General features: G+C 73.9%; 13 protein-coding genes. 2 read left to right on the top strand and 11 right to left on the bottom strand.

The features are described 5' to 3' along the window. Positions 1 to 5: 5 nt before the first annotated feature. The 4 genes from ACOOHC_RS06845 to ACOOHC_RS06830 all read right to left on the bottom strand — a co-directional run bounded on the left by ACOOHC_RS06845 (position 6) and on the right by ACOOHC_RS06830 (position 6,526). Positions 6 to 2,222 (bottom strand): acyltransferase family protein, encoded by a 2,217-nt coding sequence (locus ACOOHC_RS06845; protein ID WP_420453256.1) that lies wholly within the window; start codon positions 2,220 to 2,222, stop codon positions 6 to 8. A gap of 140 nt (positions 2,223 to 2,362) precedes the next feature. Then, positions 2,363 to 3,238: a cobalamin biosynthesis protein CbiG gene (locus tag ACOOHC_RS06840; RefSeq protein ID WP_420453255.1), complete on the bottom strand. Its 876-nt coding sequence runs from the start codon at positions 3,236 to 3,238 to the stop codon at positions 2,363 to 2,365. Positions 3,239 to 3,241: 3 nt separating this feature from the next. Beyond that, a complete protein-coding gene (locus tag ACOOHC_RS06835; protein WP_420453254.1) occupies positions 3,242 to 6,142 on the bottom strand; it encodes a UvrD-helicase domain-containing protein in 2,901 nt (966 codons plus the stop codon). A gap of 87 nt (positions 6,143 to 6,229) precedes the next feature. Then, entirely contained in the window at positions 6,230 to 6,526 is a 297-nt protein-coding gene (locus ACOOHC_RS06830; RefSeq protein WP_420453253.1) for a hypothetical protein, read from the bottom strand. Positions 6,527 to 6,891: 365 nt separating this feature from the next. Here ACOOHC_RS06830 and ACOOHC_RS06825 point away from each other — a divergent pair, with 365 nt between their 5' ends. Beyond that, a complete protein-coding gene (locus ACOOHC_RS06825; protein ID WP_420453252.1) occupies positions 6,892 to 7,602 on the top strand; it encodes a dihydrofolate reductase family protein in 711 nt (236 codons plus the stop codon). On the opposite strand, the gene nrdR is transcribed toward ACOOHC_RS06825, so the two are convergent. Beyond that, positions 7,562 to 8,035 carry a transcriptional regulator NrdR gene (gene nrdR, locus ACOOHC_RS06820; RefSeq protein WP_420453251.1) on the bottom strand — a complete coding sequence of 158 codons (474 nt, stop codon included), beginning with the start codon at positions 8,033 to 8,035 and terminating at the stop codon, positions 7,562 to 7,564. The two genes, ACOOHC_RS06825 and nrdR, sit on opposite strands and share 41 nt — an antisense overlap. Positions 8,036 to 8,119: 84 nt before the next feature. Continuing rightward, entirely contained in the window at positions 8,120 to 8,584 is a 465-nt protein-coding gene (locus ACOOHC_RS06815) for a hypothetical protein (protein ID WP_420453250.1), read from the bottom strand. 170 nt (positions 8,585 to 8,754) lie between these two features. On the opposite strand from ACOOHC_RS06815, the gene lexA reads away from it, so the two are divergent. Continuing rightward, complete coding sequence (gene lexA / locus ACOOHC_RS06810) at positions 8,755 to 9,384, top strand: transcriptional repressor LexA (RefSeq protein ID WP_420453249.1); 630 nt, start codon at positions 8,755 to 8,757, stop codon at positions 9,382 to 9,384. Here lexA and ACOOHC_RS06805 read toward each other — a convergent pair. From ACOOHC_RS06805 to miaA, 5 genes are read right to left on the bottom strand one after another with little or no spacing between them, the layout of a single operon-like run. Continuing rightward, positions 9,378 to 10,499, bottom strand: a complete 1,122-nt coding sequence (locus ACOOHC_RS06805; RefSeq protein WP_420453248.1) for a hypothetical protein — start codon at positions 10,497 to 10,499, stop codon at positions 9,378 to 9,380. The two genes, lexA and ACOOHC_RS06805, sit on opposite strands and share 7 nt — an antisense overlap. Continuing rightward, entirely contained in the window at positions 10,496 to 11,650 is a 1,155-nt protein-coding gene (locus ACOOHC_RS06800; protein WP_420453247.1) for an aminotransferase class I/II-fold pyridoxal phosphate-dependent enzyme, read from the bottom strand. The genes ACOOHC_RS06805 and ACOOHC_RS06800 overlap by 4 nt, the downstream gene beginning before the upstream one ends. Beyond that, positions 11,647 to 13,011 (bottom strand): GTPase HflX, encoded by a 1,365-nt coding sequence (hflX, locus tag ACOOHC_RS06795; RefSeq protein WP_420453246.1) that lies wholly within the window; start codon positions 13,009 to 13,011, stop codon positions 11,647 to 11,649. Before hflX ends, ACOOHC_RS06800 begins: the two co-directional genes overlap by 4 nt. Next, positions 13,008 to 13,850, bottom strand: a complete 843-nt coding sequence (dapF, locus tag ACOOHC_RS06790) for a diaminopimelate epimerase (RefSeq protein ID WP_420453245.1) — start codon at positions 13,848 to 13,850, stop codon at positions 13,008 to 13,010. The genes hflX and dapF overlap by 4 nt, the downstream gene beginning before the upstream one ends. Further along, entirely contained in the window at positions 13,847 to 14,752 is a 906-nt protein-coding gene (miaA, locus tag ACOOHC_RS06785; protein WP_420453244.1) for a tRNA (adenosine(37)-N6)-dimethylallyltransferase MiaA, read from the bottom strand. The genes dapF and miaA overlap by 4 nt, the downstream gene beginning before the upstream one ends. Between the last annotated feature and the right edge of the window lie 10 nt (positions 14,753 to 14,762).

Genomic DNA, 14,762 nt, shown 5'->3' with positions numbered 1-14,762 from the left:
CGGCCTCAACCGCGTCGGGCGGCGTCGAGGATCGCCTCGCCGAGGTACGCCTCCGCGAGCAGGGCGGACGCGTCCGCCGAGAGGTGGATGCCGTCGGGGCGGACGAGCGCGTCGTCGGGGATGCCTCCGGCCTCCACCGCGGCGCGCAGATCGAGGATCGCCACGTCGAACTCGCCGGCGAGGTCGCTCACGGCGGCCTCGACGACCTGCTGGCTCCCGTCGGTGAAGCTGCGCTCGACGCCGCCGCCGCCGCTCGGGCGGACCACCGGCGGGCGCACCCACACGATCCTGTCGGCACCGCCGTCGGTGACCCGCCGGGCGAACTCGCGGTAGTCGTCACGGATGCGGCGGGTGTACTCCGGGTCGGTCGGCTCGATCGTCGTCGCACCGCCGTCCCACGAGCGCGGCCAGGTGTCGGCGAGGGTGACCATCACCACGACGACGTCCACGTCGTCGTCGGCGAGCGTGGCGGGCACGGCGACGTCGTGCAGCGCCGGGCAGTCCATCTGCAGGGCGGCGTCGAGCATCGAGTCGCCGAACGTCCCGCCGCGCACCAGTCCGCACGCGCCGCTCGCCACGAGGCGCAGGTCCATCGCGTGGTCGGGTTCCGCCGCCCACCCGAGCAGGCCGGCGCCGGCTGCGACCGCGGTCGAGTCCCCGACCAGCAGCACGTCGGTCGCTCCCCCGTCGCCGGGCGCGGCGATCGTCGTGGGGGCGTCGGGGGGGACCTCCGGCGCCACGGGGGTCTCGGGTCGTTCCGGCGCGACGGCTGCGGAGCCCTCCCGTGTCCCGCCGGCGGCGTCGCCCCGCGGCGGCACCGCCGGCGGAGCCGTGGCCCGAGTCGGAGCGCCGGCGGCCACGGGCGGGGCCGTGTCGTCCTCGGCCCCCGAGCCCCTCGGCCCGGCCCGGCCCGGTTCGTCGCTCGACACGACCGAGGTCGGGATCGGGACGACCCGCTCGCGCAGGTCGGCGTCGATCTGATCGACCGAGGTCACCGACTCCGTCCCCCGCCCGGCGGCGGGGAGGGCGAGCGACGCGGCGACGAGCGCCGCCGGGACGCCGAGCGCGACGGCGATCGTGGTGGCGCCGGAGTGGACCCCACGGCGCAGGGGCGATTCCACCACCGCGAACGAGACGAGGGCGATCGCGAACGACGCCGCCCACCCGGCGAGGTCGCGCGTCCAGGCGTCGTCGGCCCACGGCTGCGACGCGACGACGACGAACACCGGCCAGTGCACGAGGTACAGCCCGTAGCTGATCGTCCCGATCGCGACCAGCGGTCGAACGGACAGCAGGGCACGGATCCGGCCGGGGCGGTCCGAACCGGCGAGCACGACCGCCACCGCCGCCGCGAAGATCGGCAGCCCACCCCGGTACGGCCAGCTCGACTCGACCGGATCGGCCACGAGCACCGAGATCGCGATCGCGACGGCCAGCGCCGCCACGATCGCGCTCCGCACGGGCCGTAGGGCGCCGCCGGCGACGAGCGACCCGACGAGGCCGCCGGCGGCGATCTCGGCCGCCCGCGCCCCGGTGCCGTAGTACACCTCGGCGGCGTCGCCACGGAGCGCCGCGAGGGCGACGTGGACGCACGAGGCCGCGAACGCGGCGGCGCACAGCGCTGCGGTCGTCCGCCACGGCGTGGCGAGCGCGACCCGACCGGTCCAGCGCGCCCGGATCGCGACCACGAGCGCGATCGACAGCGGGAAGCCGAGGTAGAACTGCTCCTCGATCGACAGCGACCAGAAGTGGTCGACCGGCGTCGGCTGGGTGAAGAAGTCGGCGTAGCTCTCGCCCGCCGCGACCTCGGCCCAGTTGAAGAGGTGCACCGCCGCCCAGGGGACGGACCCGCGGATCGCCTCGGCGTCGAAGATCCCGACGGCGGCGAGGCCGACGATCGTGGCGAGGGTCAGCGCAGCGGCCGGGATCAGCCGCCACACGCGGCGCGACGAGAAGCGTGCGAGGTCCAGGCGGCCGGTGCGACCGTGGTGCGCGAGGAGGACCTGGGTGACGAGGAAGCCGGACAGGGTGAAGAAGACCGAGACACCGAGGTAGCCGCCGTCGACGGGCTCGCCCCATCCGCTGTGGAACGCGAGCACGGCCAGCACGGCGAGCCCGCGCAGGCCGTCGAGCTCGGGGCGGTAGGTGAGCGTCCGGTCGCCTCCCGGGCGCTCGACCGCCTCCGGCACCGGTGACGGGCGAACCTGCTGCTCGAGCGTCACCGGCACACACTGCCAGCTCCTCGTGCCGCCTTCCACCCGTCTGCGCCCGATCCGCGCCCCATCCTCGTCCGATCCGCGCCCGATCCGCTCCCCACCCGCGCCCCATCCGCGTGGCGATCGGAACGGACGTGCCCGCGGGGTCAGCGGTCAGCGGCGCGCACCCCGAGCACCCACCCCTCCTCGCCCTCGACCACCGCCCGCGCCGCGGAGACACCGGGGTCGAACATCGCCGACACCTCCCCCGTGCGCACCGCGTCCGCGAGGTGCGCAGCCTGGGTCTCGACCTGCGCGTGGTCGCGCACGCGCACCGCGCCCCCGGGCACCTCGATGGCCGGGGGGAGCAGGGAGGGCCACACCTCGGCGACGACCACCGGGTCCGTCGGCGCACGCAGACCGGTCTCGAGCGGCCACAGCCGCGCCTCGCGCCCGACGGCTGCCAGTCGGTCACGCAGCCGGGCGAGCGCGACGATCCCCACCAGGGACTGGCTCGCGACCGCTCCGTTGCCGAGGAGCTGCCAGCACGAGAAGGGGCGCCGCCCGTCGTCGCGCATCTGCGCCTCGACCGTGCGCCACTCGGCCAGCGGTTCGCTCGGGACCTTCGTCGACGTGAGGGTGGGCGTCCGCTGCGACGGGGGGCACCCCCAGAACGGGCCCGGCCCCGCCGAGATGCGGCCGTTCAGCTCGGACGCGACGGCGAAGCGGTCGTTCGCGTTGTCGTCACCGTCGTGCAGCTCGGCGCGCAGCACCTCCCACATCGCACGCCACGGCGTGCCCTCGAGGCCGAGGGCGGCGGCGGTCCCGGCCGGGTAGCCGAGCGAGATGTCGATCCCGACGAGCACCCGGTCGGAGCCCGCCGCCAGCTCGGCGAGCACGTCGACGGCGGCCGCCCGGGTCGGCGGGTTGACGCTGCGCACCGACGCGTCGGCGACGGCGTGCTCGCAGATCCAGATCGAGTCCCGCCCACGCCTCGGCGTCGAGCTGGCGCTCCAGTCGACGACGACGATCCGATCGAACACCGCTCAGACGAGGGTGGAGATCAGCTCGACGAACGCGTCGCCGTACCTGTCGAGCTTGGCCGGCCCGACGCCCGAGATCTTCGACAGGTCGCGCTTGGTCGTCGGGGCCGTGCGCGCGATCGCCGCGAGGGTCTTGTTGTCGAACACGATGTACGCGGGCTTGCCCTGCGCCAGCTCGGTCCGCAGCGTCTTGAGCCGTTCGAAGCGCTGCGCCGCGTCGTCGTCGAGGTCGTCCGTCGGGTCGGACCGGCTCGTCGATCGGGCGGGTCGGGCGGCGGGCTCGGGGCGGTGCGACGTGACCGTCGAGGTCTCGGAGGGCTCGTTCGTCAACTCGTCGACGAACGGGCTCGGTGTCGGCCCGGTCACGATCGTGGCGCCGCGCGACGCCCGGGTGATCGCGACGTGGAACAGGCGCCGCTCCTCCTCGACGTCCTCGGCGAGCCGGTGCGGGTACTGCTCGGCGTCCGCGTGGTGGACCACGACGTGGGGCCACTCCATCCCCTTGACCCGGTGGACGGTGGAGAGCACGACCCCGTCGCCCGAGCGCGGAGCGGCGAGGCGGCCGCGCAACCACGAGTCGAAGTCCGACACGTCGTCGTGGAGCGCCGCGAGGTGGGTGATGGCCGTCAGGTCGTCGCCCTGCGCCGAGCGGTTCATGCCCCGGCGGGTCGTGTCGAGACCGGCCACGGAGCCGGCGAGACCGATCTCGTCGACCAACGTCAGCACGACGTCGGAGGTCGGGGCGCCGTCGCGGACCACCTTCTGCATCGTCTGGATGTCGGCGGCGAACTCCATCAGGCGATCGACGTCGCGATCGTTGTTCAACCGCCCCGCCAGCTTGAACAGCTCGACGACGTTCGCCTGCTCGGAGATCCACGACGTGATGCGCGGGTGGAACGAGCGCGACGGCCGCCGGATCGCCTCGCCGATGTCGGCCGGGGTGAACCGGCCGCGCTCGTCGGTCGAGGCGAGCCGCAGCCAGGCCAGGACGCTGCGCACGGCCGTGCGCTCCAGGAACTCGAGCCCGACCCCACCGGCCACCGGGATGCCCTCCCCCACCAGCGCGACCTGGACGGGCGCGAGCACCGAGTTCACCCGGGCGAGCACCGCGACCTGCGACGGCGCCGCTCCCGCCGAGAGCGCGCCGCGCACCGCGCCGACGGCGTCGGCGACCGGGTCCGCCGAGGACGCGACCGTCCAGCCCCCGGCGTCGTCCGAGCTCGCCCGGATCGTCTTGTCGACGCGCCGCCGGTTGTGGCGGAGCAGTCGGTCGGCCACCTCGACGACCCCACCGGGGCACCGGTAGTTCACCTCGAGGGGGTGCGCTCCGGCGCCCGGGAAGAGCGAGGCGAAGTCGATCAGCCACCCCGGGTCGGCGCCGTTGTAGCCGTAGATGGTCTGGTCGTCGTCACCCACGCCGAACACCGCCCCGCCCGGCGCCGAGAGCAGCCGGATCAGCAGGAGGTGGGCCGGGGTCAGGTCCTGGAACTCGTCGACGAGCATGACCCGGCACGCGCGCTGCGCGGCGCGTCGGGCGTCGGGCTCGGACAGCAGGATCACCAGCGCCCGGTGCACCTGGTCGTCGAAGTCGACCGCGCCGCGCCGTTCGAGCGCGTCGCGGTACGACGGCCAGAACCGCTCGAAGCCCTCGATGTCGCCGTCGTCGCGCGCCTCGACGTCACCGGGCGCGACGAGGCCGAGGCGCACCAGGCTCAGCGCCTCGATCCACGGCGCGACGGGGTCGCTGTTGCGCCGGCGGGGGAACGAGACCAGGTCGCCGATGATCCGCCGCACCTCGACCTCGTCGATCGTGCGCCACCGACGGGGCCGTGGCGCGAACGGCGCGGTGCCGTTGACGATCGCCAGCGCGATCGAGTTGATCGTGCGGATGTGCAGTCCCGGCAGGTCGGCGGTGCGCTCGCGCATCTCCTCCTGGGCCCGCTTGTTGAACGCGACGAGGCTCACCGCCCCCGGGGGGAGGTTCCACCTCCCCAGCAGGTGGCGGGCGCGCTCGGTGAGGACGCGGGTCTTGCCCGAGCCGGCCGGGGCGATGATCCGGGCGGCGGCGCCGGGGTGGGTGACCGCCGCGAGCTGGTCGGGGGCGAGGTCGGCGTCGGACTCGTTGGTCGTCGCCACGACGGGGACCCCGTGCTCGACTCCCACGACGTGGACGACGGGCGTGGACGCGACGGGCCCGACGTGGCGGACCGGTCCGGCGTCGAGCCAGACCGCGGTGCCGTCGGGGAGCACCACGTCACCGTCGACGTCGTCGGGGGTCGCGTCGAGGCCCGAGGCGACCGCCCGGTCGAGACCGTCCCAGGCGGCGCCTCCGTCGCGCAGGTCGACCGAGTTGGACCACAGCAGGTGGTGGACCTCCTCCCCGAGGAAGGCGAACTCCGCGCCGACCTCGAACGGCGCCGCGTCGGTGGCGAGAGCCGGGGCGCGCGACGCGTCGCGGTCCAGGTGCATCTCGATCGTCAGACGTCGTGCCTCGGCGGCGGCCGAGCGCAGGATCCGCAGCAGATCGGACGGCGCCGCCACCGCCTCGGCGTCGACCACGAGTCTCGGCGAGCCGCTCCACGGGTCGGGGACCGCGTCGCCCGGGCCGACCACGCAGTGCCGACCGAGCACGTCCGGCCCCGGTCGGGCGCGAGCAGCGCCACGCACCACGTCGGCTGCGGCGGTGGACGTCGGTCGTCGGGGCCGTGGCGAGGATCGCCCCGTCGGGCGGCCCGCCGGAGGGCGCGACTCCGCGGGCGGGTGAGGCGAGTCGAGCGAGACGTCGCCCTCGTCGCCGGGCACCGGGGCGACCTCGATGTCGGGCTCGCCGGTGCGGGACCAGCAGTCGCGCACCTCGGTGGGGCGCTCGTGCTCACCGCCGCAGTACGCACACGAGATCGCCATCGGTGCGACCATATCGAACCGCCGTCGGACCCGGACACCTGTTCGGTCGTGCCGCTCGGACCGACGGAGCGCTCCGACCGGTCGCGCTCAGGGCGAGAGGATCCGGTCCCCGACCTCGGGGGTGCCGTAGGTGACGCAGAGCCCGGCGCCGCTCACGACCACGAGAGCGGCGACGATCCCGGCCACCGCCAGTCGACGTCGCGGAGCGTGGCCACCCGCGGAGGCGGCACGGCCCGGCATGTACCAGTCGGGGAGCAGCCCCTCCCCGTGGCCGTCGAACGTGAACGGCACGGCGTCCGGTGCGACCTCTGCGTCGGGGTCGGCCGCGAGCGCCTCTGCGGTGAGCTCGTCGACGCCCACGTCACGTCGGTCCTCGTCCGGCACGTGGACGACGGTACACGGCGGCGCACGAGGGCCGACCGCAGCGCCACCCCACAGGTTCAGGGCACGAAGGTGCCCCAAGCGCCTCGTGGACGCATTCCGTGAGCCCCGCTGCGATCGGCCGAGCCCGACGGTAGAGGCACCCGCCTGTGTGGAGGAAGGGGGACAACTCCGACGATCCGGTGGACGAACGGTGGATGATCTCGGGTCAGCAGGGGTGCCGACTGTGGACATCTCCGCGTCGACGCTGCTCAGGCGGGTCCCCGTTCGATCGAGGTGCGCCTCGGCGCGGGGTGGACGAGGAGGCACGATCGCACGACCTCGTCGGACCGTGGCCCCGGGTCGACCGATCTGCCACGATCGCGCCCGTGCGACGTCTGCTCCCCACGCCCTCCGACACGACCACGGTCGCGGACGCCTACGCGTCGGCGCTCGGGACCCGCGCCGACGTGGGCGGGGAGCGCCCCTGGATCTGGGCGACGATGGTCCAGTCGCTGGACGGTTCCACCGTCGTCGACGGCACGTCGGGGGCGCTCTCGAGCGACACCGATTCGGCCGTCCTGCTCCAGCTCCGCTCGATCGCGGACGTCGTCCTGGTCGGCTCGGGGACGGCATCGGGCGAGGGGTACGGGCCACCGAGCAAGGAGGGTCAGCGCATCGGTGTCGTGACGGGGCGGGGCTCGGTCGACACCTCCGACGAGCTGTTCACCTCCGGGGCCGGGTTCGTGATCACCACCGAGACCGCGACCTTCGACGAGCGCGGGGTCGACGTGCTGCGGTGCGGTCGCGACGAGGTCGACCTCCTGCTCGCGGCGGGGCGCCTCGACGAGGTCTGCGCCACCGTCGACCTCGTCCAGCTCGAGGGCGGTCCGTCGCTGAACGGGGCGATGTCGGACGCCGACCTCGTCGACGAGTGGAACGTCTCCACCTCGCCCGCGGTGGTCGGCGGGGGCGGCCCGCGGCTCGTGACGGGCGCGTCCGACCTGGACAGACGCCTCGACCTCGTCCAGCTCGCCCTCGACGACGACTCGTTCGTGTTCAGCCGCTGGCGCCGCCGGCGGGAGCCATCTTCTCCATGAGCTCGAGCTCGCGGTGGAAGTCGGCGGCGGCGTCGAAGTGCTTGTACACGCTGGCGAAGCGCAGGTAGCTCACGTCGTCGACGACGCGCAGCTCGTCGAGCACCGCGAGCCCGATCGCGGCGGAGGAGACCTCGTCGCCGGCCATCCTCAGCGAGTCCTCGACGCGCGTCGCCATGGCTTCGAGATCGTCAGCGTCGACGCCGCGACCCTTGGTCGCGGCCGAGAGCCCGGACACCACCTTCGACCGGTCGAACGCCTCGGTGGTCCCGGTGGACTTGAGCACCGTCAGCGGGGCGTGGTCCACGCGCTCGTAGGTCGTGAACCGGTGGTCGCAGGACGAGCACCGGCGCCGACGGCGAGTCGCGGTCCCCTCCTCGGCGATGCGCGAGTCGACGACGCGACTGTCGACGGCGTTGCAGGCGGGACAGCGCACCCGGCCATGGTACCGAGCGCACGCGTGCACCGAGGGCACGCGTCGGCGGCGTCGCCCGCCTCCTCACGCCCTCCTCACGACGGCTCAGGGCAGGAGGACGGACTGACCCACGTGGACGACGGTCGAGGAGTTGAGCCCGATCAGCGCGTCGAGGTAGCGGCCGTGCTCGATGTCGCCGCGGTGAGCCTCGGCGATCGACCACAGCGAGTCGCCGGCCCGGGCGACGTGGGTCTCGGTGGGGGCTCCGTCGGCCCGGGCTCCGGCGGCCGAGGCAGCTCGACCACCGGAGCTCGCCACCACGCTCACCGCCGACATCGCGACGACGGCCAGCGCTGCCGTCACCACGACCGCGAGCGCACCGACCACGGCCCGCCGCACGAGGTACGTGGACGACGTGCGATCCCGCCGGCACGGGCGCGGGGCGCGGCGCTCGACGCGCCGGTAGCGGCTGGCAGGCCCACCTCCGGCGATCGGCGCCGCGCCCGGCGAGCTCGTGGTCCACGCGAGCTGAGCGGTGGGTGCGGTGGTGGTGACGGTGGGTGCGTGCATCGTGTCGGGCCTCCCGGCGGGTGTTCGGCTCGATCGCTCGAACCCAACGTGTGTTCGACATCCAAGCATCGATCGAACAGCACGTCAAGCCTCGGGCCGGGCATTCCTCGATCGCGTGTTCGCAGTACAGGTGTTTGACCCCGTCCCCGCCGTCCCGTACCATGTTCGAGATGGCACCCAAGATCAGCACGCGGCAACGGTCGATCCTCGACTTCATCGAGTCGCAGATGCGCGATCGCGGGTTCCCGCCGTCGGTCCGCGAGATCGGTGACGCCGTCGGTCTCACGTCGCCGTCGACGGTGCACAGCCACCTGAACACGCTGCAGCGGCTCGGCTACCTGCGGCGGGACCCCGACAAGCCGCGGGCGATCGAGGTCCGCTTCGACCCGAACAGCGGCGCGGTGATGGATCGGCGCCCGGCGCGCTTCGTCCCCCTGGTCGGCGACGTCGCCGCCGGCACCGACGTGCTCGCCGAGGAGAACGTCGAGGAGCTGCTCCCGGTGCCGGTCGACTTCACCGGTGACGGCGAGCTGTTCATGCTGCGGGTGCGCGGCGACTCGATGATCGATCTCGGGATCCTCGACGGCGACTTCGTCGTCGCCACCCAGGTCGACCACCCGAACAACGGCGACATCGTCGTGGCGGGCATCCCGGGCGGCGAGGCGACGGTGAAGACCTACGAGCGCTCCGGAGCGCAGGTCACCCTGGTGCCGGCCAACCCCGACCTGGAGCCGATGGTGTTCCGCGCCGACGAGGTGGAGCTCTACGGCAAGGTCGTCACCGTGATGCGGCGCTACTGAACGTCGTCTCGGCGCCGTTCGTCGTCCGAGTCGGGCGCGACCGGCGGGTACCAGGCGACCTCCCCGGGGATCGGCTGCCCGTGCGCCGATCGTTCCGGGGCGTCGGGGAGCCGGGACGGCGGCGCAGAACCCGGCGAGCGCGGCGGTGGTGGCGGGACCGCCGGAGGCGGTGGTGTCGCAGCGGTCCCGGGTCGCGGCGGAGGAGGAGGCGACGGGGCCCCGGATGGTGGAGGCGGGGCCGAGGGAGGTCTCGTCGAGCGTCCCGGATCGGGCGACGACGGGCCCGGCCACGACGCCGGCCCAGGCGGTGGCCCCATCGGCGGCCTCGTCGGCGGCCCGCTCGGCGGCGGTGGACCGGGTCGCGACGGCGGAGCCGGCGATGGGCCCGCCGGTGCGCTCGGCGGTGCGGTCATCGGCGGCCCGTCGGGCATCCGAGGTCGTCGGGGCGCGACGCCGGACGGCGCTGCGGGTCGAACCGTGCGGCCGGTCGATCCCGGGCTCCGCCGACCGGCCAGCAGGAGCGCGAGCCCCGCCATCAGCGAGGCCAGCCCGAGCGCCACCGCGCCGACGCGCAGCGCTGCGGTCTCGTCGGAGGGGTCCTGGCCCACCGACACCGCGAACCTCGCCTCGACGTCCGACTCGACTCGCATCCGGTGCTCCCCGACCTCGTCGACGTCCACGACGAAGAGCGCGGTCCCCACGTAGTCGATCCCGTCGACGTCGGCGTCGTAGGACGCCGACACGTCACCGACGAGGTCGTCGGTGAGGTCGGCCCCTTCCGGGGCGCGCAGGTCGATGCGGACCTCGGGCAGCTCGTCGTCGTCGAGCTCGAACGCCCCGTCGATCTCGCAGTCGCCGGCGACGCGCTCGATGCGCCCGGAGGTCTCGACGAAGATAGTGTACTCCCCGGTGCGCTCGAACTCGAGCGAGGTGTCGCACCCGACGGGGGCTCGCGCCAACCCCGAGACCACGTCGTCGAACCGTTGGGCAGCGACGATCCACAGCACGACCGCCGTGATCAGCCCCACGACGAGCACGGCGAGACCCAGCGCGGAGCGCACGCGCCCGCCGGCGGTGCGCGTCGCCCGCTCGGGCCCGGTGTCGAGATCGGTCACGCCGACCCCGCTCCCGCTCCCGCCCGGATGTCGCGTCGACGACCCCGCAGTCGGCGAGCGACGCGCTCGACCGCCTCGGACGGCTGCACGGCCGCGACGCGCACGTGACCGGACCCGGCGGGTCCGTAGAACTCGCCCGGGCTGACGAGCGCTCCGCCGTCACGAGCGAGATCGGCGGCGTACGACCACCCGTCGTCGGTGGGCACCCAGAGGTAGAACGCGCCGTCGGGCAGCTCGACCGCTCGCCCGGACCACGAACCCAGCGCATCGGCGAGCGATCCGAGGCGCGAGAGGTAGCGAGCGCGCTGCGCGTCGACGTGCGCGTCGTCGTCGAGGGCGAGCACGGCGGCCGCCTGGACCGGGCCGGGCACCATCATCCCGGCGTGCTTGCGCACCTCGCGCAGGTACTCGACGAGCTCGCGGTCACCGGCGTAGGACCCGACCCGCGCCCCGGCGAGGTTCGATCGCTTCGACAGCGAGTGGACGGCGATCACCCCCTCGGTCCCGTGCTCGAGGATCGTGCGCGGCGGACCCGACCAGGTGAACTCGGCGTAGCACTCGTCCGACAGGACCGGGATCTCCCGACTCCTCCCCCACCGCGCCGCGGCACCGAGGTCGTCGAGCAGCCCGGTGGGGTTGGCGGGGCTGTTGACCCACAGCAGCAGGGCACGATCGACGTCCGAGCTCGCGACCGAGTCGAGATCGAGCCGCCCGCCGCCGAGCGTGGGGACCGCGACGCAGCGCAGGCCCGCCAGCGTCGCCCCCATCGCGTAGGTCGGGTACGACACCGCCGGGTAGAGCACGGTGTCGCGATCGGGTCGGCGCAGGTGGAGGTGCCCGGGCGCCGAGGCGACGAACTCCTTCGAACCGATCGTCGCTCCGATCGCCACGTCCGAGGCGTCGACGCCGAACCGTCGCTCGATCCACCGCCGGACCGCGTCGAGGTACGCGACCGAACCCACGCTCGGCGGGTAGGCGCGGGCCGAACCGCCCCGTGCGAGCTCGGCGACCACCTCGGGGGGCGGCTCGTCGAAGGGCGTCCCCACCGAGAGGTCCACGACCTCGCCGTGGAGGGAGCGGATCGTCTCGGTGAGCTCCGAGAGCCGGTCGTACGGGTACGGGGGGGGAACGAACCCGGTCGGCGCGCTCACGGACGCACCTCCACGAGGGAGCCGGATTCGTCACGCTCCATCGGTCGGCCGTCGGCCTCGACGACGAACTCCGCGAGTCGGCCGGCGGAGGCGTCGGAGAGGCGGGCACGGATCGTCCAGCTCGTCTCGCCGTCACCGACGGAGACGACCTCACCCTCGCGGTGGACCGCTGCGAGGACGTCGCCGCGCTCGTAGGGCACGACCAGCTCGTAGACCGTGCTCAACGAGCGGAGCCGATCGCCGAGGGTGCGCAGGAAGTCCTCGACCCCCTCGCCGGAGACGGCGCTGAGCGCGACGGATCCGGGGTGGTCGGCCGCGAGCTCCTCGGCGGGCCCGGGCGCGAGATCGGCCTTGTTGAACACGAGCAGCTCGGGGACGTCGGAGGCGTCGATCTCGTCGAGCACCTCACGCACCGCAGCGATCTGGCCGGCGGGGTCCGGCGCGCTCGCGTCGACGACGTGGACGAGGTAGTCGGCGAGCGCCGCCACCTCGAGCGTCCCCTGGAACGATTCGACCAGGCCGTGCGGCAGGCGGCTGATGAACCCGACGGTGTCCGTCAGCAGGACCGGCTCACCTCCGGGGAGGGCCAGGCGGCGCGTCGTGGGATCGAGGGTGGCGAACAGGCGGTTCTCGGTGAGGACCCCCGAGTCGGTCAACCGGTTCAACAGGGTCGACTTGCCGGCGTTGGTGTAGCCGACGATCGCGACCGAGGCGAGGCCGCTGCGGCGCCGACCCTGGCGCTGCAGCGCCCGGGTCTCGGCCAGCGAGGCCAGCTCCCGCTCGAGCTTGGTGATGCGGCGCATGATCCGACGGCGGTCGGTCTCGATCTTCGTCTCACCCGATCCGAACCGGCCGCCGACGCCGCCGCGCTGCTGGCTGAGCTTGGCCGACGCGCCGCGCCGCAGGCGGGGGAGGCGGTAGCGGAGCAGAGCGAGCTCGACCTGGGCCTTGCCCTCCATCGTGTGCGCGTTCTGGCCGAAGATGTCGAGGATGACCGCGGTGCGGTCGATCGCGGTGCGTCCGAGCAGCTTCTCGAGGTTGAACTGCTGCGCCGGAGCCAGCTCGTTGTCGAACACCACCGTGTCGGCGTCGACGGCCAGGCACAGCGCCTTGAGCTCGTCGGCCTTGCCCTTGCCGACGTACCAGGTGTGATCGGGGGCGTCGCGACGCTGGACCATGCGCGCCACCTCGTCGGCGCCGGCGGTGTCGACCAGCAGCGCCAGCTCGTCGAGGCTGGCGTCGACCTGCTCGTCGTCGTCTCCGGGGAGGGCGACCGCGACGAGCACGATGCGCTCGCGGATCGAGCGGTCGATCAGGGTCGAGGCGAGCGCCTCGTCGTAGGGGCTGCTCGGAGAGCTCACGTCCGGTCGACCTCGATCGTGGCGACCATCGTGGCCGGGCCGGTGAGCACGGCGCGACGGGTGTCGTCGGGGTCGAAGGAGACGATCGCGTGGCCGCCGTCCATGTGCACGACCACCTCGGGCTCGGCGGCGGGCACGAGCCCCCACCTGCGCGCGGCGTGGGCGGCGGCGCACGCGCCGGTGCCGCAGGCGGCGGTGACGCCGGCGCCGCGCTCGTGGACGCGCATCGTGATCGCGTTCGGCTCGGGCCCCGGCTCGACGATCTCGAGGTTCACGTGGGGCACCTTCGCGCCGAGGGTGTCGAGGTCCACCGAGCGGACGTCGTCGACGCCGACGACGGAGTGGGGGTTGCCGAGGGAGAGGTGGGCGACCGGTCGGTCGGGGTGGGCCTCGAGCGCCGACCACCCGTCGGGCTCGTCGAGGTCCCCCACCTCGCCCATCTCGACCTGCGCGGTGATCACACGCGGATCGTCGGTGCTCGCGAGGGTGACCACCCGGTCGCCGGCGTCGGTGGCGATCAGCTGGGGCCCCAGATCGCCCCGGCGCGCGGCGACCGCCTGGGCGAAGCAGCGGATCCCGTTCCCGCTCATCTCGGCGCGCGACCCGTCGGCGTTGAACAGCGTCATCGTCGCGGCGTAGCCGTCGGCGGAGCCGGCGACGAGCAGTCCGTCGGCCCCGATGCCGGTGCGCCGGTCGCACAGCTCCAGCGCCAGGCGGGCGACGTCGTCCTCGGCCACGGGTTCGGCCGCGTCCGAGCCGTCGCCGACGTCGAGGTCGGCCAGGAACACGACCAGGAAGTCGTTGCCGAGGCCGTGGTGCTTCGTGAGCCGGAGAGTCATGTGGTCGTGCGGTCGAACGCCTGGATCACGGACGGGACCACCTCGGACACCGGATCGGACTCGACATCGATCCAGCGTACGCGGGGATCACGTCGGAACCATCGCTCCTGGCGCACGGCGAAGCGCCGCGTCCGGGCGATGATCGTGTGGACCGACTCGTCGAGGGAGGCACGGCCCTCGAGGTGGTCGACGACCTCCTTGTAGCCGAGCGCCTGCGAGGCCGAGCGGGAGAGACCGGCCTCGGCGAGCGTGCGGACCTCGTCCACGAGACCGGTCTCGAGCATCCGTCGCACCCGCCGCTCGACCGACTCGGCCACGACGGGGCGAGGCCGACGGATCCCGATCTGCGCGACGGCCGACGGCGGGTAGGCGTCGAGACCCGGTCCGTGGCTCGAGAACGGCCGACCGGAGCCGAGGCAGACCTCGAGCGCGCGCACGACGCGCCGACGGTTGTCGGGTTCCATCCGCGAGGCGGCGAGCGGGTCGAGCGTGCGGAGTCGGTCGTGGAGCGCCCGGGTGTCGGGGTCGGCGTCGAGCTCGGCGCGCACGGTCGGGAACTCCCCGGGGAGGTCCAGGTCGTCGATCACGGCTCGGTGGTAGAGCCCGGTGCCGCCCACCAGCAGGGCCGCACCACCCCGGGCACCGATCTCGTCGACCGCCCGCGCGTGGGCATCCTGGAAGTCGCGGACCGTGAACTCGTCGCTCGCGTCCACCAGATCGAGCAGGTGGTGGGGGATCTCGGCACGCTCGGCGGCCGTCGCCTTGGCGGTGCCGATGTCCATCCCCCGGTACACCTGCATGCTGTCGACCGACACGAGCTCGACCCCGGGGAGGCGGCGGGCGACCTCGAGCGCGACCGCCGACTTGCCCGATGCCGTCGGCCCGACGATCGCCACGCGCACGAGCCGGCGA

The organism is Ilumatobacter sp. (genome assembly GCF_965215205.1).
Lineage (GTDB): Bacteria > Actinomycetota > Acidimicrobiia > Acidimicrobiales > Ilumatobacteraceae > Ilumatobacter_A.
This window is presented reverse-complemented; position numbering and strand designations above follow the sequence as displayed.